Below are 26,433 nucleotides of genomic sequence, written 5' to 3' on the forward strand. Positions count from 1 at the left end.
GCGGCGCCATCCGCCCCTCGATGCCACTTCGCTGAACCCAATCCTCATGATCACTTCTGTCAGTCACCTCTGCGCAGCAACCTGTGCAGAGCTTCCCTAGCGGTGCCCGCACCAAACTCTATTATCCTGTCGGAATTGCAGTCAGTTCGACCGGGAAAATTTATGTCGCGAACGGCGGGAGCGGGATCGGACCCGACGGTAACGGCTACGTCACCGTTTATGCGGCTGGAAGCAACGGCGATGTTGCACCGGCGGCTGTCATCGGTGGTTCGAATACTGGACTTGATCAGCCTGTTGGCATTGCGTTGGATTCCAGCGGTAAGCTTTTTGTGGCGAACAACGAAACCCAACCACCCTGTTGCGGAAGTGTCACCATTTATCCAGCCGGTAGCAATGGCAACGTTACGCCAAGCGTTACGATCGCAGGCGGCAACACTGGCCTCTACTTCCCTTCGGGTATTGCGCTGGATGCCAGCGGGAACATCTATGTGACAAACGACTGGGGGGATCTCGACGGCATCGGCTTCATCACTGTTTATCCAGCCCGTAGCAAGGGCAACGCCGCACCCAGCGCCACCATAACTGCAGTTAGTGATCCTTGTTCCATTGCACTGGATTCAGCCGGCGACATCTATGTGGCGAGTTATTATCCGCAGGCCTGCAATTCCCACTGCGGAAACATCGTCATCTATCCAGCCGGTAGCAACGGCGACGCCACACCCAGCGCAGTGATCGGCGGTAGCAGCACCGGCCTAGCGGGTCCACAGGGCATCGTGATCAGTCCATAGGAAATTTCCCACCGCCGCCTTCTCGCGCGCCATCATCGCCGAATCGCGCCGCTTTGCCGCCACGCAGAGGATTCTTAATCCCTTGATCCCGTTTATCCCGCGATCACGCGGGGAATCTTGGCTTGGCTTGGCCTGAACCGAGCGCCATTTCGGCCCGGGATCGAGCGACACAAGCGACGTGGCAAATGTCGCATACATTTCGGCCCCAAATCCCACCACCGCGCCCGGCCCGCGCCGTCGGGCCGTCTGTCCGGCCTGAGCGGGGCGTTGGCGGGTGGGTTACTGCCGGCCACGGGGGGCACAGCGAACTTGTTCATTTCTCAAAAGTTAGGGTCCTCGAAAACGTGAGCCCTGCCCTGCAGGGAACTGATGAAGCTCAGGGCATGATGGATGCAGGCCTCGACCGAGTCGGCGGACGAATTCGAAAAGTAATGCGTCACATCTCGCCACACATGCGCTTCTCGCCCATCGATCGGCAGTTTAATAAGCTCCTCGATGCAGGCACGATACTTGTAAGTTGGGCCACGCAGAACGCGCGTTGCGATTACGCGGAACCTCCGCGCGTGCGGCCCCTCCGCTAGCATTCGCTCGGCGGTCCGTTCTGCGACGCGCATTGGCGCCCCGGCGGATCGCACGACCTCGACAATGTTTTCGCCGATTTCGTAAATCTCGGTGAACGACTTGTAGAGATTCGGGTCTATGTTCATTGAAATCGGTGTTCTCCTCCGTACATGTGGACCCCGGCGGTGTTTCGATTCCATGTGGCAGCCTCGTGTCTCCCGCTGCCTCGGCTGAGCATGCGCCACGCCACCGCGCCTGTCTAGGCAGCAGCCGACCACAAATCGCGCCGCTTTCCAACGACGCAGAGGATTACAAATCCTCTGCGGTGCCAACAGGCCGTGAAATTACGGCCTGATCTTTCGGCGCCGCCGGCTTTGCTCGGGATGACGGAAAGAGTCGATGCGCCGCAGAACCCTCACCTACCGGACGCAAGGCGACCGGCCTCCTCTCCCGTGAAGTCTGCACCCTCACCCGCGCCGGAGCGCGGCCTCCCCCGCAACAATAGCGGGCGAGGCGCGTAATAAGTCGCGCGGAACGCCACATCCTAACTGGGGCGAGGCAATTCAGGAAAAAAGATCCGGGATTCTTCCCCTTCGGCTGCTCTCAGGGCTTCGGCTGGTGGAGGCGGAGTTATCCAGAAGCGCTCTAGAATGACACAAAAAGAGGACGCGCTGCGGCGGCGTGCACATTGCTCGGACGCAGAACCCTCACCTACCGGCCGCCAAGCGGCCGGCTTCCTCTCCCGTGAAAATAACGGGCGAGGTAGGAACCGGGATCCTTCGCTTCGCTCAGGATGACACAAAGAAAGTTCTACCAGACCCACGGCCCGGCGCGCGCCCCACTGTGTGCTTGCCTCGTATGTTTGCCAAGGCCATTATACGCGCTTAGCGGAGCCTCTTTTCAGGGAGTCGCGATTCGATTTGATTCATGAGTGAGTTGCTCGAAAAGAAAGAGGATCTAATCCGCTACTTCCAGCAAGGCGGCAAGCCGCGCGCGCGATGGCGGGTCGGCACCGAGTACGAGAAAGTCGTCGTCCGCAGCGCCGACTGCACCGCCATACCCTACTCCGGTCCCGGCGGCGTCGAAGACTTGATCCGCCGGATGGCGGCCAACTACGGCTTCGAGCCCGAAAACGAGCACGGGCACATCATGGCGCTCAAGGGTGAACGCGCGGCGATCACACTGGAGCCGGGCGGTCAGATCGAGTTGTCCGGCGAGCAGTGCGAGACCATCCACTGCGCCTATGCCGAGTTCGCGCTCCACGTGCAACAGATAATCGATATCACCAGCCAGATCGGTGCGACGGTGCTTGGACTGGGGATGCAGCCCTTAAGCCGCATCGACCAGATCGAACTCCTGCCCAAGGCCCGCTACCGCATCATGTACCCGTACATGGCGCGGATGGGGACGCTCGGCCAGCGGATGATGAAGCAGACCGCGGGCGTGCAGGCCAACCTGGACTATAGCGACGAGGCTGACGCGATTCGCAAGCTGCGCGTCAGCATGGGTATCGTGCCGATCCTCTACGCGATTTTCGCCAACTCACCGCTGAGCGACGGCGATCTTAACGGCTATCACAGCTTCCGCGGGCACATCTGGACCGGCACCGACAGCCAACGCAGCGGGGTTCCGGAGTTCGTGTTTCGCGGCGATTGCTCATTCGAGGATTACGCCGAGTACGCGCTCGACGTGCCGATGTACTTCCTGATTCGCAATCATGAGTACATCGATCTCACCCAGCCGCCGGGCCTCACCTTCCGCCAATACCTGTCGCGCGGATACGGCCGCGAGCGCGCCACCGTTGACGACTGGACCAATCATCTGACGACGATTTTTACCGAGGTCCGCCTCAAGCAATACGTCGAGGTGCGCACCGCCGACAGCCAGCCGCCGCAATTCATGCTCGCGCTGCCCGCACTGCTCAAGGGCATGCTTTACAACGACGATTGCCTCGAGGCGGCGTGGGACCTGGTTAAGGGATGGAGCTATCGCGAGCGGCTCGAAATCGCCGACGCCGCGCATAAGAACGGCCTCGACGCGCGGGTCGGAAGAATCAAGCTGCAGGCGCTGGGCTACGAGTTGCTGCAGATCGCGGCCAAAGGACTCGAGCGCCAGCGGGCATTGAACAAAAACGGCCAGGATGAGAGCATCTACCTGTTGCGCCTGATGGACCTGGTCCGGGGCGGTCACAGCCAGGCCAGCCTCGTGATCAGCCGCTGGAAGGGTGAATGGAACTACGACTTTGGCCGTCTAGTCAAAGGATGCGCTTACGAGGCTAAATCGATTCTGTAGATGGAAATCAGGTTCACACAACTCCACGTCACGATTCTGAACTTTGTCCTGGTTGGAGCACTGGCGATCGTCTCGGCCATGTGCGTGCGGGACATCATCGAGCGCAGCGTTTCAAATGAGGCCGCCGCTCCCGCCGCATCGTCGGCCGCGCCGAAGGCCGCAGGCCCGCACGCGCGCGCCTTCTACGACGCAATCGTCAAGCGCGACATCTTCAACGAGGTACCGCAGGAGAGCGGACCCGCGCCGGTGGTGGAAGAGGACCTGCACCTGAAGCTGATCGGCACCTCGCTGCTAAGCAAATCGAAGCCGTACGTGATCGTCGAGGATGATCACAACACCGAGTCGCTCTACCAGATGGGAGAGGACATCCCGGATGCGGGCAAGCTGGTAGCCGTCGAAACCAACCGCGCGATCATCGACCGCGACGGTCATCGCGTCGCCATCGAGATTCCGGCCGCGGAGATTGCCGAAGTGCCTTCTTCCGCTTTGAGCAGCGCGGTTAAGTCGCCCCGGCAAAGGGGCGTTCACCCAGCGATACAGCGCGGACCGCGCGGATTTGGTCGTCCCGGGGCTATTGGTCGTCCCGGGGCCAATGGTCAAACTAAAAATGGCGACGACAACAGCAAAGCCATCAGCAATCTCAAGCTGAAGAAGCTCGGTCCCGGAAAATTCGAGGTCAGCCGCGCCGAAGTTCAGCAGACGATGGAAAATCCTCTCCAGTTCTTCTCGCAGATGCGCGCGATGCCCCATTTCGTCAACGGCAAGACCGACGGCTTCTCGATCTCCCAGGTCGCGCCGGGCTCCGTCTTCGACCAACTCGGCCTGCAAAACGGGGACTTGGTGACCTCGATCGACGGAAAGCCCGTCACCAATCCGATGCAGGCGATGGGCCTGATGCAAGCGATGAAAACCCAGTCGGCGCTCGATCTCACAGTCAATCGCGGCGGAGCGCCAACCGCGGTTCATCTCGACCTGAAATAAGCGATGGAAGTCAGGGCCGCGCAGCGCGGCGAGCGTGACGAGGTGCTCGACCTGCTCGCGCGATGGTACAACGACCGCGAATTTTTCGCCCGCTACAATCATAACGATCCCGGCTTTCGCGACGCCTTGTGCCTGGTCGCGCGCGACCGCGGCCAACTGGTTTCCACCGTCCAGATTTTCGATCGCGCCATAAACCTCGGCGGACAATCGGTTCCGATGGGAGGCATCGGTTCCGTCTTCACCCTCGAGGAGTATCGGCACAAGGGCGTCGCCTCGGCGCTGATGCGCCTGGCGGTCGATACCATGGTGCGCGAGGGCTTCGAAGTATCCTTGCTGTTCGCGGAGCGCTTGAGCTTCTACAACCAGTTCGGATGGCGTGAGATCGAGCGCAAGTTCAGCATCCTGGCGAGCGCCGCTTCACTGAACGCGCCCAATCGTTTCGTCATCGACAGTTTCGAGATTGCTCGCGACCTGGCCGAAGTTGCCGCGATTCATCGCAGCTACAGCGGTCGATTCAATGTCACCGCGGTTCGCGACGACACCGCGTGGCGCGCCAATCTCAAATTCGCCGGCAATCAGCCGCTCCATCCCGGCGAGGGCTCCGAGGAATATTTCGTGGTGTGTCGCAACGGCGGACGGATTGCGGCGTACGCGCGGGTGGCGCGCTTCTACGGCCTCTCGATGGTGATGGAATACGGCTACGTTGCCGGCGCGGGCGGGATGGACGCGATGCTCGCGACGTTCAAGTGCCTCGGCGAGGAGGCATCCGGCGTGCCGGTCACGAGCGCACGCATCGGGGATCATCGGCGCGCCGCCGTGCTCCACAGCGCTTCCACGCCCGCCGCGCCGCCGGTTCTCGTCACGCATACCGCGCACGATCCCACGCTCGAAAAAGCGCTGGACGGCGCGGGCTGCCCCGTCGCGCATCACACCGACAACTTTTACATGTGGCGAATTCTGGCGCCCGACAAACTCGCGCGCCGGTTCGCGATCGCTCCGAAGGCTGCGTCAGCGCGCGCGTTCGAAATCTTCGCCGACTCGCGATCTTTGTTCTGGACCGCCGACCGCTTCTGACCGAAAAATCATCCCGCGGTTCATGGGTGCTCGCTGCGGCGCGAGTTGTTGTCTAGTATTGATTCGTTCATTGGTTCTTTCACTTTTCACGGGGTCGATGTGTTGGGGAGGTGGTGTGATGAAAGTTCTTACTCCATCCGGCGAATCCGTCGCCGGAATTTCCGCTGGCCGAACATTTGGCCGACATTTTAGATTGATCGCCGTGACCGTTGCGCTCGCCGCGTTGGCGTCGTCGCACACTGCCTTTGCCGCGCGCCGTCATCATGCCAGCGCAGCGCCCGCCGAAGACGAAAGCACCAGTGCGTCGAACACCGGCCTGCAAGGTCCTTACACCGAGGCCTGCGTGCTCGAACCCACGACCGGCACTGTCATCTTCGAGGCCAATGATCACACGCCGTGGCCGACCGCATCGCTGGCCAAAATGATGCTGATGCTAATCGCCGCCGAGAAAATCCACGACGGATCGCTCAAGCTCACTGACCAGATCACCACCTCGCGCAAAGCGGCCGAGATGGGCGGTTCGCAAGTCTATCTCAAGGAGGGCGAGACGTTTTCTCTCGACGACATGATGAAGGCCGTGGTCGTGCATTCGGCCAACGACGCGTCGGTGGCAGTCGCGGAATATATCGCGGGCTCGACCGACGCATTTGTAGTGATGATGAACCAGAGAGCTGCCGCGCTCGGGATGAAGGACTCGCACTACTACTCGGTTCACGGCCTGCCGCCCGCGAAGGGACAGTCGGCCGACGTCGCCAGCGCCTACGATCAGGCAATTCTCGCGCGCGAGATGCTCAAATATCCCGACGTGATCCGATGGTCGTCGATAGACACCGCACCGTTTCGCGCCGGAACCTTCGAGCTGCGCAACACCAATCACCTGGTACGGACGTATCCGGGATGCGACGGCCTCAAGACCGGATTCTATGACAAGGCGGGATTCAACGTGGTCGCAACCGCAAAACGCGCCGGCCTGAGGCTGGTCGCGGTGGTGCTCGGCAGCCAGCACAAGTTGACGAATTTCAAGGAAGCGGCCGAGATGCTTTCGCAGGGTTTTCTCAACTACGAGATGCATTCGGTCGCAAAGAAAGGTACGCCGGTCGCGCAATCCGTTGCGGTAACCGACGCCGAAACTGCCAGCATCACGCCGGTCTGGGGCGGCGACGCGGGCGTCTTCGTCAAGCGTGGCGCGGCGAGCAACGCGATCAAGGTCGATTACAATCTGCCGCCGTCGATCGAGGCTCCCGTCAAGGCGGGCCAGCAGATTGGCACGGCTAACGTGACCGCCGGCGGCAAATCGGTGGCTACGATCGCGCTGTTCGCGCCTTCCGCCATCGCCAAGAAAGCCTCGCTAACTAAACGTTTATTAGGGGTATTCTGAGTCCACGTTGCCACGATTTGTTTTCTGTGAAACATGCTCGATTAGGTTGTGCAGCTCGTACGTGCTAGCCTTGGGCGCGTAGTTCTGCTTGATGACCCCCAAAGACAAATTCTACCGCGCCTATATGGACTTCTTCGAGATTGCGGAGCGCAAGCGCCGCTGGAATCTCTTCGACGACGTCCCGTGGGAAAAGCTTTCTCCCCGCGCCAATACCGAGGAACGCGCGATTCGCATCGAGACGTATTGCGCCGAGGAGATGTACTTGCCCGACTACAACGCGGCCGGCGTCAAGATGCTGCGCGGCGTGTTTGGGCTCTCATGGTTTCAGACTGCGTGGAGCTTCGAGGAATCGCGCCATGGACTCGTGTTCCGCGAGTACCTGCTCCGCTCCGGGCTGCGCACCCAGGCGCAATTCGACACGTTCGAGACCGACGTATTCTCGCGCTCGTGGAAACTTCCATTCGCGACGCAGCGCCGGATGAGTTGCTATGGAGCGCTGCAGGAAGCGGCGACCTATCTCGCCTATCGCGCGCAAAAGGATCGCGCGGAACTCGAGAAAGACCGGACGCTCGAGGCGATTTTCTTTCTGGTCAGCCGCGACGAGGCAGCTCACGCCGGGTTCTACCGCGAGATGGTCGCGATCGAGATGGCCGAAGACCGTACCGGCACGCTGGCGGATCTCGCGCACGTGATCGCGAATTTCAAGATGCCGGGTGACGGTCTGATTCCGAATTATCACGAAAACCTCAGAATCGGCGGCGGCGGAATCAGTCCACGCCTGTTCTTCACGCGCGCAATTCTTCCGTTGCTCAAGCAGTTGGGCACCACTCGCGACGAGCTCAAGAGCGCCAGCGCCGCAGCGCTTCCACTGCGGGCTGCGTCTTAGCAGGCGCGATCCAACGCGATATAATTTCATCCGGCAGTATCGCTGCTTGATGCCAATACTGTTGCGATGAACCGGAACCGACTCCTGATTGGCGCCGCGGCCCTGCTGTTCATTTGGATCGGCGGCAACCTCGCGCTTCATTTCGGCCAGAAGCATCACGATCGTCTCGACTACAATATCGACCAGCTTTTTCCGCCCGACAAAGCTACCGTGCCCGGCGAGATCTATGCCTCGACGCTGGCCGCGATCATGGACCATGAGCTGCACACGGGTTTCGGATGGCGTCCCAACGATTTCTTTCTGTGGGGCCCGAAAGTCGCGGCGGACAACAACTCCGATCGCCAACTCGGGATCATCCAGGCCGTTCGCGAAACCACGCGCGTCTTCAAGGATCACCTGACCAAGGTTTCCTCGAATCAGTACGATCCAAATCTTGTGATCGCCGACACTGACTTTCGCAACGATGCCGAGAAGTGGATACTGCCGTCGGCCGAAAGCAAGTACGACGACGGCATCACGCATCTGCGCTCCTACGTCGCCGGCTTGCATACCACGCCGCCGTCGTCGCGCGAGCTCAACACCCGGGCCGTCGAGTTAGTGCGATTGATACAGACGTGGAGCGATCTGCTTGGTGACGCGCACGCGAACCTGTACCGGAGCACAAAGGACGACGGCAGCCCGGTGCATAGCTGGGACTGCGACCATTATTTCTATCACTCGCAGGGTTACGCGCACCTGATGTATCACATGATGCAGGCGCTCGAGCGCGAATACGCGGGGCAGATCAAGGACGACCCGGTCCTGAAGACGCTGTTCGACGATTCGATCGACGCGCTGGGCAAGGCCGCCCTTATGAAACCATTGATTGTCATGAACGGCTCGCCCGACGGACTGTTCGCGAATCATCGGCGCAACCTCGACGCCTACATCAACGAAGCGCGCCAGAAGATGTACTCGATACGCGAAGAGCTGGAACGCTCGCCGCTTTAGCGGAGCCGCTACAGCTCGATGAACGGACAGAGCAGCATCACGCCGCCGCGTATGAGCATTTCGAGCATCGCGGGCGCCCACCGGCTTGGGATGCCCAGTGCGCCGGCTGCTGCGGCAATCGCCCACGGGGTCGAGGCCTCCACGATCCTGGGCCGCAGCTCCAGCCATCTGCGCTCGGCACGATAGGTCACCAGTTGGTGGCGCTGATGCTCGGCGAGGTGCGCGCGATTTCGTGCGATTGCCACCGCGGTTGACAGCCCTCCGATCTCGTCGATCAGTCCACGCTCCTTCGCCGCCAGGCCGCTCCAGATGCGCCCCTTGGCTACCGCTTCAGCCTGCTCTGCCGTGAGCCGCCGGCCTTGCGCGACCTTCGCAGTGAACCCCGAGTACAGATGACCGATGGCTTCGTTGAGCTGTGCGAGTTCGCCGTCGGTCATCGCGCGCGCCATCGACATCGCATCGCTGATGGGCGCGCTTTTTACGAAATCGAAATGGACGCCGAGTTCGCTGAGCAGATTGCCCAGATTGAACTTCGCGTACACGACCCCGATCGAACCGGTGATCGTCGCCGCTTCCGCCACGATCGCGTCGGCCCCCGCGGCAACGTAATAGCCGCCCGAGCCCGCCACATCGCCCATCGAGACCACTACCGGCTTGCCTCGCCCCTGCGCCTCGCGCACGGCCCGCCACACCAGGTCGGAGCCAACTGCGGAGCCGCCGGGAGAATTTACGCGGAACACTATTGCCTTTACTCGTTCGTCGCGCGACGCGCGATCGATTTGCGCGGCCGTCGCGACACCGCTGATAAATTCGCCGGTCGCAGGCGCCTCGCCCGAAATTACTGGCCCGCTGGCGTGCACGAGCGCGATTCGCGCGCGCCGCCCGCGTTCACGGGCAAAGATTGCGTGGCGCCGGTATCGCGCCATGCCGGTGAACACTTTGCACTTGCCCTCGGGATCGAATTCGGCGCGGAGGTCTTCGATATAGCCTTCGCGGTCGATCAGATGGTTCTCGACGGCGAACTTTGTGCTGACGAATCCCGCCGCGATCAGCTCGCGCGCGCGCTGCGCGGTCAGATTCCGGGCCGATGCGATCGCCTCGATCAGGATCTTTTCCCAGTCCGCGACGATCGCCTCCATGCTCTCGCGCACCGCCGGCGACATCGTGTCGCGCCCGAGCATCTCGCCGGCGCCCTTGTACTCTTTCCATTGCAGCGTTTGCGCCTGGATCTTCAGCTTGTCGAGCGCGCCCTTCAGAAAGACGCCACCGGTAGCCACGCCGAGCATCGTGAGCATCGTGTCGGGATTGGCGACGATTTCTCCCGCGCCTGCCGCGACCAGGTATTCGCGCAGCCCCGCGTTGTCGCCTCGCAGCAGCGCGATCACCCGCTTGCCGCCCGCCTGCGCGGCGCGCAGCAGTCGGTGGATCTCGTGTGCGGTGGCCAGACCGCCGCCGAACTGCGCGATCTCGACCACGATCGCACGAACGTCGTCATCGATGGCCGCCGACTCGAGCACGTAGCGTAGATGGTCGAGGCTCTGCGCGCCGCGGCGCATGAGCTGATCGAGAATCGAGCGAGTCACGTCCTCTTCGATCGGACCCGCCAGGCGAACTATCACGACGGCGTCATGGGGAATTTGCGCGGGCCTGACGACGGCAAACCAGAACGCCGCCACCATCGCCACCGCGACTCCAAGGATGGCGATTCCCAGCTTCCAGTCGCCGGCCGCGCATGCAATCGAGCCGCCAGCACTCAAAATCGCGACAATAATTGCGAGTCGAGCCTCGCGGCTTATCCACAACCGTTCAATTCGCGGACTTTTCATCGGTCGCCTTTTTTCATCGCGCCTAATACACTACCGTTTTTGAATGCCCAGGTCTTTCCTCATCGCGATTCTTGCGCTGGCCGCCGCGGGCGTTGCGTCGTGCTCGACTGCGAAAGCGCACAAGCCAGCTACTCCTGCATTTGTCGGCCACTCGACCACCCTGGAGGTCACCAAGGGCATCAAGGTGCTGACCAACGTCGAGATGCCCAATGGATTCGCGCCGATTCCTACCCGTCCTCCCATCTGGCTCGAGAATGGCGAAGAGCTTGGCGTCATCGGGACCCAGGATGGGCACACGATTATGTATGGCCTGGGAGGCGCCGGGTGGCGAGCCGGCCGTATCCTGGCAGCGGAGACGGGGCCGGCCGCGGCCGAGGAGGGAACTATCGCGGACCTCGCCGCGAGTCCCAACGGCCTGACGCTCGCGACCGCGATGGTCGCCCCGAATGGCAATCGAGTCGATGTGATCATTCGCGACCTGATCGCCACCGGCGCGGGCAACGTGATCGCCAGCTTCAATGGCCAGTTCGATTCCATCTCGATCGACTGGGTGAACAACGCGACGATCGCGCTTGCACTGCGCCGCCGCCCTGAACCGCTCGAGTCCGGCGTCACCGGCGAAGCGCTGAAGTCCCAACCAACCGAACCTGCCGGGGAGCCACCGCCCAATCGCGCGGATGGATTACAGCTGATCGTCGTCACTGGCGCCGGTTCCGTCGCACCGGTGAAGTTCTCATGCCCGATGTCGGCGCTCAGTTGGAGCGCGCACGGCGTCTATGCGGTCGGCCAGGGCGACGCGGGCGCTGCGCCGGTCATCATCGATCGGCGCACATCCAGCTGCACCAGATTTCACCTGCCCATGCCTATCCGCGTGCTCGACTGGAACCAGGACGACGAAGGGTCATTCGTGTATGTCGCGCCCGACGCCGCGCGCAGTACGATCAGCGTATTCAAGTACGACATAACGACCGGCGAGGAAAAGTTGCTCGGCATATCGACGGGCGCGGCCTCGTTCACCGGCGGCGGCAACACGATCACGCTGGGCAATCAGAAGCTCACGTACAAGATGGCGAGCGAGCGTCCCGAGGCGCCGGTGCTTGCGCAACTCGCAATTGCGCGACCCGAACAAAGCGAGGTCGATGTGAAACCGCTGGGCTTCGACACTACGGCGGACATGCTCGCGCAGAGCACGCTGGAGTATTCAAAGTCTGCCAATGAAGCCGCGATGCAGATGTATGCGCCGAATCTGCCGGTGCCGTGGCGAAAAATCCTCACCTATTCGCTGAAATACGACAGTGCGTTTCTGATCGCCGAAGGTCCGGCCCGCGGCACCGTCACGATGAGCTGGTCGCTCAAGGGTCGATGGCTGGCGCTTCTCGACGGCGACGCGACGGCGGGCACGGTGATGTCTGTGCTCGTTCCGCCCCGTTAGTTTTTCTAGCTGCCCAACTGCGCGCGATTTCCCCAGTAGTCCGCCGCGGTCCGGAATGCCGCCGCGGCGCGCTCGAAACTCTCGAACACGACCAGGCCTCGCGCGCGCGCAAGCTCCTTGCCCCGCGCCACGATCGCCTCGAGGTGCGCCGGATGCATCACGACCGCAAACGGCTTGGTCGAGCGCCCGGCAAAATCCGCCAGCTTGTCGAGCAGGCCCGTGACCTCATCCTCGTGCGCGGCCCAGCGTGATGCACGCAGCCCCGTCCCAACCTCCAGCACGATTGCGTCGATGACCGGATCGCGTTCGAGGACACTGAGGATGCGATCGAGATTGCCCTGATCATGCCCCGCGCCGATCGTGCCGCCCGCGTCGAGCGGATTGCGGTAGCTGCCGCCGATTATGTTGAAAAACCTCTTCAGTTCCTCGTAGGACGACTCCGACAGCGCGGGAATCTCGAGCCCCGCGGTCGCAAACGTGTCGGTGATTACCACGGATTGCCCGCCGGTCATCGCGACCAGCCCCATGCGCCGGCCGCCGATCCGCTTGGCGCGCGCGAACAGCTCGACCGCGTCCAGCATCGCATCGAGGCTCGCCACTTCGACCGCGCCGCTTTGCCGCACGACGGTGCGCCAGGTCGCCTCGGGAGTCGCGAGCGACCCGGTGTGCGACAACGTCGCCCGCGCGCCCGCCTCGGTCACCCCGCCCTTCCAGATGACCACCGGATGACGCTCGGCTGCGTGCCGGACGCTGTCGAAGAAGCGCCGCCCGTCGCGCACGCCTTCGATATACATCCCGATCACCCGGGTCGCCGGGTCCGCTGCCATCAAGTCGATATAGTCGGCCGCCTCGAGCACCAGCACGTTGCCGATCGACGCCGCCTTGTTGACCTTGATCCCGCGGGTTGGCGCCTGGAGGCAAAAGTTAATCGTGTGCGTGCCGCTTTGCGAGATGAAGCAGACGTCGCCCGCCTCGCCGGCTTTTTGTTCGGGAAAATTGCACAGCCCGGCCCCCGGGCTATACAGCCCCATGCAATTGGGGCCTACCAGCGCGATCTCCGAGCCGATCGCGATTTCGCGCAGCTCGGCTTCCAGCCGGATTCCCAGCTCCTCCGACGTTTCCGAAAATCCCGACGTGAAAAATCCGATCGCGCCGACGTGGTGGGCGACGCAATCCTTCAAAATTCGCGGCGCGATCTGCCGCGGCACGGCGCTGACCGCGTAATCGATTGGCTCCGCAATCTCGGCCAGGCTCTTGCGATTCTCCACGCCCATCGCTTCGATTCCAGGTATCTCGTTGGGATCGATTTGCACCGAGTAGAGCTTGCCCTTGAGATGCGCCATCGCGCGGATCCACATGTACCCGCTCATCCGCTTGTCGCCAATCACGGCAACCACGCGCGGGTTGAACGCGCGCTCGAGATTTTTGAGCCGCGCTGCGCGATGCGGGTCCGGCTGCGACGCCTCGCCCGCCGGCGCCGCCAGCACGATTCGCGCGTCCAGGATCGCCAGCCCGTCCTCATACGCGACGACCGGATTGAGATCCATCTCGGAGATTTCCGGATGCGTCGCCGCGATTCCCGACACCGTCTCGAGAATCGAGACGATCGCGTCGATATCGACGCCGGGCTGGCCGCGCACGCCGCGCAGAATCGCCGCGCCGCGCAGCCGCGCGAGCATCGACGCCGCTTCACGCCCGCCAATCGGCGCAAGCGCAAGCGCCGTATCCTTCATCACTTCGACCAGCACTCCCCCCAGCCCCACCATCACCATCGCGCCGAATCGATCGTCGCGGTACGTCCCTGCCAGCAGCTCCACGCCCGCCTTCGCCATCGGCGCCACCGCAACGCCTTCGAAGCGCGCCTCGCGGGCGCGTGCCGCCAGATTGCCGCGAATTCGCTCGAATGCATCGCGCACCGCAATCTCGCTGTCGAGATTCAGCGCGACACCGCCCACGTCGCTCTTGTGACTCACATCCGGCGACAGCACTTTCAGCGCCACCGGAAATCCAAACCGCGACGCCGCTCGCACCGCGTCATCGGCCGTCAAAGCAGCCTCCGGCACTATCACCGGCAGGCCGAGCGAATGCAGGATTCGCTTGCTCTCGATTTCCGTAAGAACGGTTCGTCCACTGGAACGAGCCGACGATATTAGCGATGAAACGATCGAATCAGTCACGCTTGTCGCGTATAGCAGAGCCGAAGAACTATTTGAACTACCGGGGAGCTGCGGCCGAACGCCGCGATTGCGATCTCGCGCACCGAGACGCCCCCGGGATGCGTCGGCGCTACGGTCGTAGCGCTGGCGCATCCCGGCGCGAAGCTTCTTCAGGCGGCGCCTACATCGTGTTGTTGGGGATCAACCGGGCGGCCGTGAGATCGTACGAGATTTCCTGGAATATCTGGTTCAGGTTACTGGTCGGTCGAGCATTTGAGATGCAGGTGCCGGAGCTTTTCGTCGCAGTGTAGTCGGAGAAGAAGTTCTGCATATATGGGGTTGTACTGCCAGCGTTCAGGGCCATATCCTCCATCGTCTCGCATGGGCTGAGAGAGGGGCATTGCGCTGTCGCCGATGCTTCCGCGCCGTAGGCGACCGAGTATATCGTGGTTCCCCCGTAGGTGACATTGTTTGCGTTGGTTCCCGACGCCATCGCAGCGGCTTGGGCCGCCGTGACCGCCGCAGCGCATTCATCCGTGCTTGTGAAACCCGTCACGCATCCCGCCAGGTTGTCGCCACTTGAGGGGGCCTTCACGGTGCACCCCGCAACTGAGCTTGTGAGGTATGCCGGGCCTTTCGAAGAAGTCCCGCCATCCGAAGCACTCGCCTGACCGTCGCTGAGGATGACAATCACGTTCTTCGTATTCGGCCTTGCGTTCGCGACGAGGTTCGCTTGCGCCGCATAAATTGCCCCCGCATAGTAGGTTGCTTGGCCGCCCGGAGTGCCCATCCCTTTGCCGCAACTTGGCGCTCCGCCAACCGCCTTGACCAGGTCGGAGCTGGTGTTCAGCGTAGTTGCAGTGTCGGAAGCCCGGTAGTCGCTCGAGAACGGAACGATCTGGTACACGGGTCCGTTGTTGTAAGGAGTAATTAAGGGGTTTACCGTCGGGCAAGCGAAATCATTCTGGGCCTGCGTGACCGCTGTCAGCCCTGGGAAGGTAAACAGCGCCACTTCATCGACCGCGTTCGTGACGTTATACGCAGGTTCGGTCCCCGTCTGCGCATACGAAGTCAGGGTTCCGGTCGTCAAACCCTTTACGCTATAGACGTCAACATTGCTGGTTGTGGCCGTGCCGCAGCCGGATGTCGAACCCGGATAGCATGGCGAGAGCGAGTTCAGCAGAACCTGGACGCCAGCCAACGCGCACGAAATTCGTGTGCCACCGCATTGGCTGTCCGAGTCGGTATCACCCATCGACGCCGTCGAGTCCACGATGATTGCCAGGTTGTACGGGCCATTATACCCGCCCTTTGCGCTCGCCGTCGCGCTTGACGAGATATTCCAGGAATTGACGCCTAGCAATTTGGCGAATGTCGTCGGCACTGTGGCGGTCTCCGTCACGGTAACGGCGTTATCGCTCGCCAGAGAGGCGGTGCAAGGCGGCAAAATTAAGGTGCTGGAGCCCGCCAGGCACGTTGGCGTAGCCGTGATCGTAACGTTGGTCAGCGGACTGGCAGTAAGGTTGTTCAAATCCCCAGTTTGACCGCTATAGGTCGTCGCAGCGGCTTTTACGTAGCTTATTGCTTGGGCTTGGGTGTCAGTGGTCGGAACACTGCCCAAGGCCATGCCTGCCGCTAATGCCGCCTCCTGGGTTTGAGAAACGAGCTGTTGATAGGCGTAATAGAGACGCCCGGCGTCGATCACAAGCGCGCCCACTGCGAGAAAGCCGATCGCAAAGAGCAGCAGGAATCCGAACACCCCCTGCCCGCGCTCGCCGCCGCGCAACCCGCGAACCATAGACTTATTGATTCGGATCATAGATTTGTCGTTTGCCTTCATTGGATTTGTACCGCCGTTTGCGCCGTGAGCAGGCAGGTAGACGTAGGATTGAAATTGAACGCCAGAACTTTAAGGTTGCACGGATAAGTAACCGTTACTTCGGCAGTGTTGCCCCCTATTAGTGACGCGGCGCTGCACGTGGTCCCCGTATACGTATTCGTCGGCACAAACGCACCTGACGTATTGATCGTCCCAAACGCAATCGTGTACGTGAGATTCGACGCGACCAGGCCCTTCGCTGAATTTATTATCTGCGTCGTCGCCGTCGCGCACGGGTCTGAGGTTGACCCTCGACTAAACGAAAGCGTCTGCGCACCTTGGTTGGTAGCAAATGTCAGCGTCTCGTAGTTGTTGAAGGCAATCCCGAACACCACCATGCCCACCAGCACGAGCAGCAGTACCGGCACCGCGAGGGCGAACTCAGTCATCGTCTGGCCGTGCTCGCCTAATCTGCGACGGTTAAACCTTTTCATACAGTCCCCCGGCGTTAGCGACGACACGCATCGCCTGTGCCAGCCAAAATCTCTACCCTTCTATGCTCTTTTTGTCGAGCATTACGCCAGATTGGCATGCTTGCTACGTCAATCAGTAGCATTTCCGCTACTTTGTGGCGAACTATGGCGACACGACGAAGGCTCATAATGTGCGCCGGCGACTGCGCTATACATCCCCAGCGCGCGAAATAATTACCGCTTCCAGAACCGTCGCGCGCTCATCCATCGACTGGGTATTGCTCTGTCTGATCAGCCCTCACCCGGTCGGCACTCCTCTAGAGGTTGCTGTCCACGTAGCCCAGCAAAGACCCGATGTCCGAACCCATGGTCTGGTAACCCACGTAAACCACAACCGCGACTGCGGCAAGGATCAACGCGTATTCCGTCATCGTCTGGCCCCGCGCTGACTCATTAGCCTTAACATACAGTTTTCTGATCAGATTCATTTCGTGTCCCTCCCTGCGTTTACTTCGTTGAAACTGTTAACCGCGGAAGTGAATACCGTCAGCGCCCTGCCAAACTTTACTGGTTGTAGCAAAATTACTCATTGTGTTTCAAGCATCTAATGACTCAAATAAGAATCCGGTGTTTATCGCTGTTTGCTTTTGATTGGCTACGTCCCGTTCAGACCCTAATTTCACATTTATAATCAGCTTCAACATTCTTCACCTGCGTCACCCTCTATGTCAAGAGCAATGCTACATCCGCTTGGTCCACTATAACTATCGGAATTGCTCATTAACTCGGCTAAGCCGCCTCGTACCGGACGCAAACTGGCTGGTTAGCATCGTTCAGCTACTAACTACGCGGTGACAAAGGACTCAAAAGAAATGATAGAATAGCTTAGAAATGCGTAAGATAGCTATAGCGAAGAGGGTTTTTACCAAAGAATCTTAAAGCTCTTACGCGGCCGAACCCGAATCCGGCCTGCTAGCCGACCGCTGCAGCCAACGCGTCGCGCAGGCTGAAATTTCCTTCGTACAGCGCCCGTCCCACGACTACGCCCACCACCCCCGCGTCGAATCGCGTCCGAAGCGCGCCAATGTCGTCGAGACTCGCCACGCCGCCCGAGGCGATGACCGGGATGCGCACCGCCCTGGCGAGTTCTTCCATCCGGCCCGCATCGACGCCCACCTGCGCGCCATCGCGCGAGATGTCCGTCACGATCGCCGCCGCGACTCCCGCCGCCGCAAACCGATCCGCCGCCTCGGCTACGGTGAGCTGGCTGGTCTCGACCCATCCTTTGACCGCAAGCCGGCCCTCGCGAATGTCGATTGACCCGAAAATCATCCCCGGGAACTCGCCGCAGGCGCGGCGGACCAGCTCGGGATCGAGGATTGCGGCCGAGCCAATCGAGACCCGGTCGGCGCCGCCCGCGATTGCCGCGCGAACCGCCTCGATTGTGCGCAGTCCGCCGCTCACGTCGATAGCGCATTTCACCGCCGCGCGAATTTTGGCGATCGCTTCGATATTTCGCGGCGCGCCGGCAATCGCGCCATCCAGATCGACGATATGGATTAGCGCCGCCCCCTCCCGCTCGAAGCGACGCGCGGTCTGGCCGGGATCTGCCCCATAAACGGTGGCCCGGTTCATCTCGCCGCGCAGCAGGCGCACGACTTGGCCGTCCTTCAGGTCAATCGCGGGAATAACGGTGAAGCTTTCGAACAAGCCGACTAGCTGAGCGTGCCTTTGGTCGAGAGCACGCCTGACAGGCGCGGCTCGCGCGCCGTTGCATGGTCCATCGCCCGCGCCAACGCCTTGAAGGTTGCCTCGATGATGTGATGCGGGTTGCGGCCGCTAATCAGGTTGAGGTGCAAATTCATCCCGACTTCGTCCGTCAGCGCTTTCATAAAATCATGCACCAGCGCGGTCTGAAAGTTACCGACCCGCTCCTGGCTGATCGGGATGTTGTAGCCCAGGTAGGCGCGCCCGCTGATATCGACAATCGCCGTACACACGGCCTCGTCGAGCGGCACCGTCGCCTCGCCAAAGCGCTTGATTCCCGCGCGATCGCCCAGCGCCTCTCGAAACGCTCTGCCCAGCACCATTCCGACATCTTCAACCGTGTGATGGTCATCTACGTTCAAATCGCCCATGGCCTCGACCTTCAAGTCGAAAAATCCATGGCGCGCGAAACTTTCCAGCATGTGATCGAGGAACGGAACCCCGGTCTTGGCCTCGCCGCGCCCTGCCCCGTCGAGCTTGAGTGCGACCGCCACCGAAGTCTCGCGCGTCTTGCGCTCGACTTCCGCGCTGCGCTTGGCCTCGGCCGGCGCAATTTCCGCGGCTGGCCGCGCGCGGGTCTTAGCTTGATTCCGCATCCCGACTTTTTCCTTGTTCCGCATTTCGATTCCCGCCTTCCCGCTTCACCTTTGCCCCTCAACTTCTAACCGCCGACGCCCGCTTCTTTTTCTTGACACCGGGTGCAGGGGTCAGCCCCTGCCGCAGTTCCATCGCGCGCGCATGCCCCTCGAATCCTTCCATCCGCGCCAGATGCGCAACCACCGGCCCGAGCGCCGCAATCGCGCCTCGCGACGCCTCGATTATACTGGTTCGTTTCAGGAAATCGTATGCACCCAAAGGCGACGCGAACCGCGCCGCACCACCGGTCGGCAACACGTGGTTGGGGCCCGCAAGGTAGTCGCCAAGCGGCGCCGGCGTAAGCGGTCCGAGAAAAACCGCGCCCGCCGCCTTGACCTTCGGGAGCCATCGCGACGGATTGCGCACTTCGAGCTCGAGATGCTCCGGCGCTATCTCGTTGGCAAGCTCGAAGGCCTCATCGAGATCGCGAACTATTACCATGGCGCCCCGTTTGACCAGTGCATTCTCGACCTGGCGGGCGCGCGGCAGACTTTTCAGCGCGACTTCCACCGCCTCCGCGACGCGCTCCGCGATTCGCGCCGACGTCGTCAGCAGCATCGCCGTCTCGTCGCCGGAACCATGCTCTGCCTGCGCGATCAGGTCGGCGGCGATCCATTCGGGACGCGCGCGGTCGTCGGCGATCACCAACACCTCGCTCGGCCCCGCCATCTTGTCGATATCGGCGACGCCATAGACCAGCCGCTTGGCCGCCTGTACGAATGCGTTGCCGGGACCAACGATCTTGTCCACCGGCTTGATGGTGTCGGTCCCGTAGGCGAGCGCCGCGACCGCCTGCGCTCCTCCCACGCGGTAGAATTCGTCCACGCCAGCAATTTCCGCGGCCGCCAGCACCGCCAGCCGCTCGCCCTCGGCCGACGGCGGCGAGACCATCACGATTTCGGCGACGCCGGCGACCTTGGCGGGAATCGCGTTCATCAGCACCGACGACGGATACGCGCCCAGGCCGCCGGGCACGTAAATCCCCACCCGGCGCATCGGTTGCACCATCTGTCCCAGCCGCATCCCGGACTTGTCGCGATAGATGAACGATCGCTCCATCGTGCGGCGATGAAAATCCGCGATTCGCCGCGCCGCCAGCTCCAGCGCCCGGCGATCTTCAACCCCGATTCGATTGATCGCCGCTCGCCGCTGCGCGAGCGTCACCCGGATCGTGGCCGCGGTAAGTTTCACCCCGTCAAATTTGGCCGTCAGATCGATAAGCGCGCGGTCGCCGCGCTTTCGCACGTCGGCAATAATCTTCGATACGACGCGGTCGATACCGGCGCCGTCGGCGCCGCGGCGCGCGAGTATGGCGCCCAGAAATTTTCTGAACTCAGGAGTCTGAGACTTAAGAATCCGGGGCCTCATGCGGCTTCAACCCTCTGAACTGACCTGGCGAATTATTCTTGAGCGCGCTCGATTCGCGCGCCGAGATGCGTAAGCTTGGCGTCGAGCGCCTCGTAGCCGCGGTCTAGATGATAGATGCGGCTGAGCTCGGTCGTGTTTTCCGCGGCAAGGCCCGCGATTATCAATCCCATGCTGGCGCGCAGATCGGTCGCCATCACCGGCGCGCCGCTCAGCTTCGACGGCCCGCGCACCACGGCGGTGGGACCTTTCATCACGATGTCGGCGCCCATCCGCGCCAGTTCCTGGGCATGCATGAATCGATTTTCGAAAATCGTCTCCGTGATGACGGAGGTGCCTTCGGCCTGCGTCAGCATCGCCATCATCTGGGCCTGGAGATCGGTCGGAAACCCCGGGTACGGCAGCGTGCGCAGCTCGACCGACTTGAGCTTACCGCCGCGCGCGACGCGGATCCCGTTGCCGTTGGCTTCCACCACGACGCCCGCCTCGCGCAGCTTGGTCGCGACCGCCTCCAGATGCTCGGCCGGGGCGTTTGCAATCGTAACGTCGCCGCCGGTGATCGCCGCCGCCGCCATCATCGAGCCCGCCTCGATTCGATCGCAGATTATTTCGTGCTCGGCGCCATGCAGCCGCTCGACGCCCTCGATTTCCAACACGTGCGTTCCGGCGCCGCTGATTTTCGCGCCCATCTTGACCAGCACTCGCGCCAAGTCCTGAACCTCGGGTTCGCGCGCGGCGTTTTCGATCACCGTGCGGCCACCGGCCGTGACCGCCGCCATTAAAATGTTCTCGGTTGCGCCGACCGAGGGAAAATCCAGCCAGATCCGGCCGCCCGTCAGTTTCTCGGCGTGCGCCTCGACGTAACCGTGGCGAAACTGGATCTTGCTGCCGAGTGCGCGAATCCCCGCGATGTGCAAATTCACCGGCCGCGCGCCGATCGCGCATCCGCCCGGAGTCGACACGCGCGCCCGTCCGGTGCGCGCCAGCAACGGGCCAAGCACGACGAACGACGCGCGCATCGTCTTGACCAGTTCGTACGACGCCTCGTGCGAAGTGACTTTGGCGGCGCAAAGCTCGACGCGATGCGCGTCGGTCCAGCGCGCCGCAACGCCCAGCTGGATTAGCAGCGCCATCGCGGTTTCCACATCGCGAAGCCGCGGAACGTTGCTGAGATAAAGCGGTTCCGGCGTCAGGATCGACGCCATCATGATCGGCAGCGCGGCGTTCTTGCTGCCGCTGAGCATGACGGTGCCGCGCAGCGGAGCACCTCCATGGATTATCATTTTTTCCATCGCCAACTACGCCCGGCTGCTTCGCGCGCGCACAACGCGCGGATGCCCCGTGAGATCGTTTATCACAGAGACGACTTGTAAGCCCGCTTCCTCGACCAGCTTCGCCACTGCCGCCGCCTGCCCCGCCGCCACTTCCACGATCAGCTCGCCATCGCTCGCAAGATGGCGCGGCGCGCCCGCTGCAATTCGGCGAAAGATGTCGAGCCCTCCCGCTCCCGCGCTAAGCGCAACGCGCGGCTCGAAGCCGCGCACCTCGGGCTCCAGCGCGGCGATCTCCGCGTCATCCAGGTAGGGCGGATTGGAGACTATCACGTCGAACGATCCAAGCGCCGGTCCTCCGTCCAGAATTTCGAAACAATCGGCGCGCCGGATCGTCGCACGATCCTCGACCTTATGACGGCGGGCGTTGCGCGACGCCACCGCAATCGCGTCCGCGGAAATGTCCACCGCAGTCACGCGCGCGCGCGGTGCGTTAACCGCAATTGCGATCGCAATCGCGCCCGAGCCGGTGCCGATGTCGAGTACGCGCGCGTCCGGCGCCCCGGCGATAAACTTAAGCGCCGCGTCAACGACGATCTCGCTCTCCGGCCGCGGAATCAGGACGGCAGGACTGACTTCGAAATCGAGCGAGTAGAATTCCTTGTGCCCCAGGAGGTACGCGATCGGCTCGCGCTTTTCGCGCCGCGCGATCATCGTCTCGAAGTTATCCAGTGTCGCGGGTGACAGCTCGTTTGAACCGGTGACAGCCGCCTCGCGCGTGACTCCTGCCGCCGCGGCCATCAGGAGTTGCGCGTCGAGCCGCGCCGATTCGATCCCGCAGGCGGCGAGCCTGCGCGCCGCTTCATCGATCTTCAGCCACATGGCCGACCTGCGGGTGTCGCTACACACCGGCCTATGCGCTGAGCGACTGCTCGCGATCGTAAGCCGCCAGCGCGTCGATGATCGGATCGATTTCGCCGTCGAGAAAATTGTCGAGCTGATGAATCGTCACGTTGACGCGATGGTCGGTCACCCGCGATTGCGGAAAATTGTAGGTGCGGATCCGCTCGGAACGGTCGCCCGTCCCCACCATCGAACGCCGCGTCTGCGCGATCTTCGCCTGCTGTTCCGACTGTGCCGCCTCGAGCAACCGAGCCCGCAGAATCTTCAGCGCCTTCGCTTTGTTCTTGTGCTGGGATTTTTCGTCGCGCTGGATTATCACCATGCCGCTCGGGATATGCGTGATACGCACCGCCGAATCTGTTGTGTTGACACTCTGGCCGCCCGGTCCCGACGCGCGCATCACGTCGATTCGCAGGTCCTTCGCTTCGTTGATATTGACCTCGACCTCGTCCGCCTCGGGCATCACCGCCACCGTGACCGCGGAGGTGTGGATGCGGCCCGAGCCTTCGGTTTCAGGTACGCGCTGCACGCGATGCACCCCGCCTTCGTACTTGAGCCGCGAGTATGCGCCGCGTCCGCTGACCAGCGCGATCACTTCCTTGATTCCGCCCAGCCCGGTGTCGCTCAAGCTCAGCGCCTCGATCTTGAATCCGTGGCGCTCGGCGTAGCGCGTGTACATCCGATACAGGTCCCCGGCAAACAATGAAGCCTCTTCGCCGCCGGTCCCGGCGCGGATTTCGAGGATCACGTTTTTTTCGTCGTTGGGATCGCGCGGGGTGAGCAGCTCCTTGAGCTTCTCTTCGAGAGCGGCAAGATTTTTCTGCAATGCCGGCAGCTCGGCCTTGGCAAGCTCGCGCAAGTCGGCATCGTCGCCGTCGAGGATCGACTTGTGGCCCGCGATCTCGTCGGCGACGCGGATATATTCGCGGGCACAATGCGCCGCCTCGGAAAGCTGCGAGCGCTCTTTGGCGATCCTGGCGTATTCGCGCTGATTGCCGAGCGTGGCCGGATCGCTGAGCTTGCGCTCGAGTTCCGCCACCCGTTCTTCTATTGCGCTTGCCTTATCCAGCATCGCCGTTCACGCTCCGAACCGGAAAAACGAAAAACCAGAATTGCCTTGAAACAAAAACGGCGCGGCCGAGGCGGCCGTGCCGATGGATTCTCCCCCGCACACCCGGGTGCGTAGCGCACCGCAGGCGGCGGGAGTTGCTATGCTACTTCTCGGCGGCGGCTGCCGCCGTCTTTTCGGCCGGCTTCTTGATGCCGTACTTGCGATTAAAGCGCTCGACGCGCCCCGCGGTATCGACCAGGCGCTGCGTGCCGGTGTAAAAGGGATGACACTTCGAGCATACCTCGACGTGCAGCTCCTTGAGCGTCGAGCGCGTTTCGAAGGTGTTGCCGCACGCACAGGCTACCGTGCAGCGGCGGTAATCAGGATGGATTCCAGCTTTCATTTTTACGTCTCGAACCGTTTTCCTTGTTGTGTAACAGGATACCATCGGAAGGTATCGCATACAATTCGCCGCTCGCGGCCGCCTTTTCGGGCTTTTCGGCTCACATTTGCCGTCGCTGCCGCGACCGCGGTAATTCTAATCACAATCCGGCCGATTGCCACATTCGCCGCGCCGGGCGCCACGGCTGCGCCGCCTCGAATCTCCACCGCCGCGAAACCCCAGCGAGCGCACACGGCGGGCTTCGCACCCGACAATCGAACCCTTTTCGCGCCGATCGCCTATCTCGCGCCGCCCGGCCCCGCACGCGCGTCGCGTGCGATCACAATCCTGAACCGGCAGCTCGATTTCCAGCGCAAGATCTCGTTCCATCCCAAGCTTGCCCCCGCCCTCCAGGACGTCGTCGATCTGCTTCCGCCGCGCCAATCGACAATGATCCGCGCCGCCGCACTCTACTCGAAACCGGGAGTCCCGTGGCGCGCCGAGCCCGACGGCACCCATCAGATTTGCGTCACCGGGCGCCCCAGCGACGGCGACTATCTGTACCGGCTAGCCCCCGAATCGCGCAGCCCCGAGGAGCCGGCGCGATTTTCGGGTGTGTTCGGCCTCAAGCCTGCCGCCGATTCCACTCCCACCAGCATTTCGAGTGTGACCGGCACGCTCGGCGGCGAGTTGATGCTCGATACCTACGGCATCGGCGCACTGGTCGACGCATCCGCCGATGCGCTCCGCGAGGTTCACGGCGATCTGAGACCGCCTTGGGATTCCTCGCCCGGCGCGTTCAACCACCATGACCGGGCCGCGCTCGAAAAATTCCACCGCCAGATGCCGCATCTCGCGGCAAAGTTCGACCACTATTTAAAATTCAACAACCTGCTCGACGAGTTCAATTCAACCGCGGGCCCCGTCGTGCTTTTCAACGTCGATGCCGAAGTTCGCCAGGACGCGCTCAAAAAATATCCGCTGCTGTATGATTTCTACCGCAAGGTCGTGCCTGCGGTGACGGCGAAATCCGCGATTGTGGATTCGCACGGAAATTTCTGGATGCGCGAGGCCTTCGACCACGGCCACATCCACTTCACCATGATGATTCGGGACGGCCTGCTGACACCGTTCAACGCGGCGATGCAACCCGCCGGCGAAGGTCTCGCGCTCAATGAACTCGCGCGCGGCAGTTACCGCACTCTCGCGTCGGCGCAGGTGACCAGCCTTGCGATGAATTTCGGCCTGGCCAACCTTGGATTTGCCACCGACTACCGCCGCGACTCAGGCTCCGTGACGTTTGCCACCCGGATGGACGCGGTCCCGCAATTGATCGCGCCGCCCGGCGTGCATGAGGTGATGGACTTGATTGCCGGCGACTTTCTGCGCGGGCTGGCTACCGGAAATGGCGGCATGAAGGTAAAGCTCAGCTCGCGGCTGCTCCCCAACGGGATTTACGATTTCTCAAGCGTCACCACGGCGCAGTTGAATTACTCGCCCACGCTCGAGTTGCTGGCGCGAATCGGCGATGCGATCGCGAATAAACACAACGACCAGGTTCGCGCCGAGGAACGCGCATTCGGCGAGGAACTGTTCGACGCTTTCGTTGCCGACTACAATGATGCGCGTCCGGCAATTGTCGCCCTGGATTTGGATAAGGACAGCCAACCGGAAAAATCCAAATGAGCCGCGCTCAACGCAAACGGTTTTTCACAGCCATGCTCTTCGCCACCGCGATCCTCAGCGCGGGATGCGCCGCCGACCAGCCCCCGCCCGCCGGCGTTGACGCCGGCCCGCAACCGAAGTTGTTGAGCGATTTGTCGGCCGTCTCCGACGCCCCCATCGATCCGCTTCGCGCCAACGCGGCTCCGGCGCCCGGCGAGGGATTGTTGCGCAACGAAGCCGGTGTTTCGCCCGGCCCCCGCACCTTTGAGACCGAGCCCGGCATCTCGCGCCCGATCGGTAACGAAAGAACCCCAGGCACGGCGCGTCTGCTGAATGACAAGGCCGCCAAGTTCGGGGATTTTTCCGCAGCGATACTCGATCGCGTCTATGCCCAACTCCGTATCGCCGAGAAAACCGAGGAAATTTCGCAAACCAATCTGCCCACCGGAATCAAGGCCGTCGTCATCACGGCAATCCTTGATAAAAGCGGCAAGCTCACCGAACTTATCCTCGAACAACACTGCGGCAAGGCGAGAATCGATCAGATGATGATCGACGCCTGCAAAAAGGGCCTCTGGTACGAAAATCCTCCCGCCGCCGCGCTCTCCGGCGACGGCAACTACAAACTGACTCTCCGCTTGAAGCTCGAGAACTTCGCCTCGCTGGACGACCGTCATTGGAGCTTCATCACCGATCTCGCACTCGGCATCGACTAGCCGCGCCCCCGATGCCATCCG

The 26,433-nt window shown here is 62.0% G+C and carries 22 protein-coding genes; 10 read left to right on the forward strand and 12 right to left on the reverse strand.

Annotated elements, in window-relative coordinates:
• The first annotated feature begins 83 nt into the window (after positions 1-83).
• Positions 84-788, forward strand: coding sequence for an NHL repeat-containing protein (locus ABSB13_RS02350; protein WP_428105199.1), 705 nt, complete (start codon positions 84-86; stop codon positions 786-788).
• A 320-nt stretch (positions 789-1,108) separates the two neighbouring features.
• Here ABSB13_RS02350 and ABSB13_RS02355 read toward each other — a convergent pair whose 3' ends face one another.
• Entirely contained in the window at positions 1,109-1,495 is a 387-nt protein-coding gene (locus ABSB13_RS02355) for a hypothetical protein (RefSeq protein ID WP_428105201.1), read from the reverse strand.
• Between the two features lie 781 nt (positions 1,496-2,276).
• Here ABSB13_RS02355 and ABSB13_RS02360 point away from each other — a divergent pair.
• The 6 genes from ABSB13_RS02360 to ABSB13_RS02385 all read left to right on the forward strand — a co-directional run bounded on the left by ABSB13_RS02360 (position 2,277) and on the right by ABSB13_RS02385 (position 8,950).
• Positions 2,277-3,641: a glutamate--cysteine ligase gene (locus ABSB13_RS02360; RefSeq protein WP_428105203.1), complete on the forward strand. Its 1,365-nt coding sequence runs from the start codon at positions 2,277-2,279 to the stop codon at positions 3,639-3,641.
• Complete coding sequence (gspC, locus tag ABSB13_RS02365) at positions 3,642-4,622, forward strand: type II secretion system protein GspC (protein WP_428105205.1); 981 nt, start codon at positions 3,642-3,644, stop codon at positions 4,620-4,622.
• A 3-nt stretch (positions 4,623-4,625) separates the two neighbouring features.
• On the forward strand, positions 4,626-5,696 hold the full coding sequence (locus ABSB13_RS02370; RefSeq protein ID WP_428105207.1) for a GNAT family N-acetyltransferase: 1,071 nt from the start codon (positions 4,626-4,628) through the stop codon (positions 5,694-5,696).
• Between the two features lie 202 nt (positions 5,697-5,898).
• Complete coding sequence (locus ABSB13_RS02375) at positions 5,899-7,074, forward strand: D-alanyl-D-alanine carboxypeptidase family protein (RefSeq protein WP_428105209.1); 1,176 nt, start codon at positions 5,899-5,901, stop codon at positions 7,072-7,074.
• Between the two features lie 91 nt (positions 7,075-7,165).
• On the forward strand, positions 7,166-7,960 hold the full coding sequence (locus ABSB13_RS02380) for an acyl-ACP desaturase (RefSeq protein WP_428105211.1): 795 nt from the start codon (positions 7,166-7,168) through the stop codon (positions 7,958-7,960).
• A gap of 66 nt (positions 7,961-8,026) precedes the next feature.
• Positions 8,027-8,950 (forward strand): DUF2333 family protein, encoded by a 924-nt coding sequence (locus ABSB13_RS02385; RefSeq protein WP_428105212.1) that lies wholly within the window; start codon positions 8,027-8,029, stop codon positions 8,948-8,950.
• An 8-nt stretch (positions 8,951-8,958) separates the two neighbouring features.
• On the opposite strand, the gene sppA is transcribed toward ABSB13_RS02385, so the two are convergent.
• Positions 8,959-10,776, reverse strand: a complete 1,818-nt coding sequence (gene sppA, locus ABSB13_RS02390) for a signal peptide peptidase SppA (RefSeq protein ID WP_428105214.1) — start codon at positions 10,774-10,776, stop codon at positions 8,959-8,961.
• 43 nt (positions 10,777-10,819) lie between these two features.
• Here sppA and ABSB13_RS02395 point away from each other — a divergent pair, with 43 nt between their 5' ends.
• Positions 10,820-12,208, forward strand: a complete 1,389-nt coding sequence (locus ABSB13_RS02395) for a hypothetical protein (RefSeq protein ID WP_428105216.1) — start codon at positions 10,820-10,822, stop codon at positions 12,206-12,208.
• Between the two features lie 5 nt (positions 12,209-12,213).
• On the opposite strand, the gene ABSB13_RS02400 is transcribed toward ABSB13_RS02395, so the two are convergent.
• From ABSB13_RS02400 to rpmE, 10 genes are all read right to left on the reverse strand, one after another.
• Positions 12,214-14,385, reverse strand: coding sequence for an acetate--CoA ligase family protein (locus ABSB13_RS02400; RefSeq protein ID WP_428105218.1), 2,172 nt, complete (start codon positions 14,383-14,385; stop codon positions 12,214-12,216).
• Between the two features lie 160 nt (positions 14,386-14,545).
• Positions 14,546-16,204, reverse strand: coding sequence for a hypothetical protein (locus tag ABSB13_RS02405; RefSeq protein ID WP_428105220.1), 1,659 nt, complete (start codon positions 16,202-16,204; stop codon positions 14,546-14,548).
• Positions 16,201-16,632 carry a TadE/TadG family type IV pilus assembly protein gene (locus ABSB13_RS02410; protein ID WP_428105221.1) on the reverse strand — a complete coding sequence of 144 codons (432 nt, stop codon included), beginning with the start codon at positions 16,630-16,632 and terminating at the stop codon, positions 16,201-16,203. Before ABSB13_RS02410 ends, ABSB13_RS02405 begins: the two co-directional genes overlap by 4 nt.
• A 996-nt stretch (positions 16,633-17,628) precedes the next feature.
• On the reverse strand, positions 17,629-18,366 hold the full coding sequence (gene hisA / locus ABSB13_RS02415) for a 1-(5-phosphoribosyl)-5-[(5-phosphoribosylamino)methylideneamino]imidazole-4-carboxamide isomerase (protein WP_428105223.1): 738 nt from the start codon (positions 18,364-18,366) through the stop codon (positions 17,629-17,631).
• Between the two features lie 5 nt (positions 18,367-18,371).
• A complete protein-coding gene (gene hisB / locus ABSB13_RS02420) occupies positions 18,372-19,019 on the reverse strand; it encodes an imidazoleglycerol-phosphate dehydratase HisB (RefSeq protein ID WP_428105225.1) in 648 nt (215 codons plus the stop codon).
• Between the two features lie 58 nt (positions 19,020-19,077).
• A complete protein-coding gene (gene hisD / locus ABSB13_RS02425) occupies positions 19,078-20,427 on the reverse strand; it encodes a histidinol dehydrogenase (protein WP_428105226.1) in 1,350 nt (449 codons plus the stop codon).
• 32 nt (positions 20,428-20,459) lie between these two features.
• The gene (gene murA / locus ABSB13_RS02430) at positions 20,460-21,716 is read right to left on the reverse strand and encodes a UDP-N-acetylglucosamine 1-carboxyvinyltransferase (protein ID WP_428105228.1); all 1,257 of its coding nucleotides are present in this window, start codon (positions 21,714-21,716) and stop codon (positions 20,460-20,462) included.
• A 6-nt stretch (positions 21,717-21,722) separates the two neighbouring features.
• Positions 21,723-22,577, reverse strand: coding sequence for a peptide chain release factor N(5)-glutamine methyltransferase (gene prmC, locus ABSB13_RS02435; protein ID WP_428105230.1), 855 nt, complete (start codon positions 22,575-22,577; stop codon positions 21,723-21,725).
• 31 nt (positions 22,578-22,608) lie between these two features.
• The gene (prfA, locus tag ABSB13_RS02440; protein WP_428105232.1) at positions 22,609-23,670 is read right to left on the reverse strand and encodes a peptide chain release factor 1; all 1,062 of its coding nucleotides are present in this window, start codon (positions 23,668-23,670) and stop codon (positions 22,609-22,611) included.
• Positions 23,671-23,812: 142 nt separating this feature from the next.
• The gene (gene rpmE / locus ABSB13_RS02445; protein ID WP_428105234.1) at positions 23,813-24,052 is read right to left on the reverse strand and encodes a 50S ribosomal protein L31; all 240 of its coding nucleotides are present in this window, start codon (positions 24,050-24,052) and stop codon (positions 23,813-23,815) included.
• Here rpmE and ABSB13_RS02450 point away from each other — a divergent pair.
• Positions 24,035-25,717, forward strand: coding sequence for a hypothetical protein (locus tag ABSB13_RS02450; protein WP_428105236.1), 1,683 nt, complete (start codon positions 24,035-24,037; stop codon positions 25,715-25,717). The two genes, rpmE and ABSB13_RS02450, sit on opposite strands and share 18 nt — an antisense overlap.
• Positions 25,714-26,412, forward strand: a complete 699-nt coding sequence (locus tag ABSB13_RS02455) for a hypothetical protein (protein ID WP_428105237.1) — start codon at positions 25,714-25,716, stop codon at positions 26,410-26,412. Before ABSB13_RS02450 ends, ABSB13_RS02455 begins: the two co-directional genes overlap by 4 nt.
• Positions 26,413-26,433: the final 21 nt, after the last annotated feature.

Source organism: Binatus sp. (SeqCode) (assembly GCF_050013435.1).
In the GTDB taxonomy this organism is placed as follows: Bacteria; Desulfobacterota; Binatia; order Binatales; family Binataceae; genus Binatus.

Excerpts from the sequence above, each read along its gene's own strand:
- ABSB13_RS02355 (WP_428105201.1), bottom strand. The coding sequence starts at position 1,495 with ATGAACATAGACCCGAATCTCTACAAGTCGTTCACCGAGATTTACGAA.
- ABSB13_RS02360 (WP_428105203.1), top strand. The coding sequence starts at position 2,277 with ATGAGTGAGTTGCTCGAAAAGAAAGAGGATCTAATCCGCTACTTCCAG.
- gspC (WP_428105205.1), top strand. The coding sequence starts at position 3,642 with ATGGAAATCAGGTTCACACAACTCCACGTCACGATTCTGAACTTTGTC.
- ABSB13_RS02370 (WP_428105207.1), top strand. The coding sequence starts at position 4,626 with ATGGAAGTCAGGGCCGCGCAGCGCGGCGAGCGTGACGAGGTGCTCGAC.
- ABSB13_RS02380 (WP_428105211.1), top strand. The coding sequence starts at position 7,166 with ATGACCCCCAAAGACAAATTCTACCGCGCCTATATGGACTTCTTCGAG.
- ABSB13_RS02385 (WP_428105212.1), top strand. The coding sequence starts at position 8,027 with ATGAACCGGAACCGACTCCTGATTGGCGCCGCGGCCCTGCTGTTCATT.
- sppA (WP_428105214.1), bottom strand. The coding sequence starts at position 10,776 with ATGAAAAGTCCGCGAATTGAACGGTTGTGGATAAGCCGCGAGGCTCGA.
- ABSB13_RS02395 (WP_428105216.1), top strand. The coding sequence starts at position 10,820 with ATGCCCAGGTCTTTCCTCATCGCGATTCTTGCGCTGGCCGCCGCGGGC.
- ABSB13_RS02405 (WP_428105220.1), bottom strand. The coding sequence starts at position 16,204 with ATGAAGGCAAACGACAAATCTATGATCCGAATCAATAAGTCTATGGTT.
- ABSB13_RS02410 (WP_428105221.1), bottom strand. The coding sequence starts at position 16,632 with ATGACTGAGTTCGCCCTCGCGGTGCCGGTACTGCTGCTCGTGCTGGTG.
- hisB (WP_428105225.1), bottom strand. The coding sequence starts at position 19,019 with ATGCGGAATCAAGCTAAGACCCGCGCGCGGCCAGCCGCGGAAATTGCG.
- hisD (WP_428105226.1), bottom strand. The coding sequence starts at position 20,427 with ATGAGGCCCCGGATTCTTAAGTCTCAGACTCCTGAGTTCAGAAAATTT.
- murA (WP_428105228.1), bottom strand. The coding sequence starts at position 21,716 with ATGGAAAAAATGATAATCCATGGAGGTGCTCCGCTGCGCGGCACCGTC.
- prmC (WP_428105230.1), bottom strand. The coding sequence starts at position 22,577 with ATGTGGCTGAAGATCGATGAAGCGGCGCGCAGGCTCGCCGCCTGCGGG.
- prfA (WP_428105232.1), bottom strand. The coding sequence starts at position 23,670 with ATGCTGGATAAGGCAAGCGCAATAGAAGAACGGGTGGCGGAACTCGAG.
- ABSB13_RS02450 (WP_428105236.1), top strand. The coding sequence starts at position 24,035 with ATGGATTCCAGCTTTCATTTTTACGTCTCGAACCGTTTTCCTTGTTGT.
- rpmE (WP_428105234.1), bottom strand. The coding sequence starts at position 24,052 with ATGAAAGCTGGAATCCATCCTGATTACCGCCGCTGCACGGTAGCCTGT.
- ABSB13_RS02455 (WP_428105237.1), top strand. The coding sequence starts at position 25,714 with ATGAGCCGCGCTCAACGCAAACGGTTTTTCACAGCCATGCTCTTCGCC.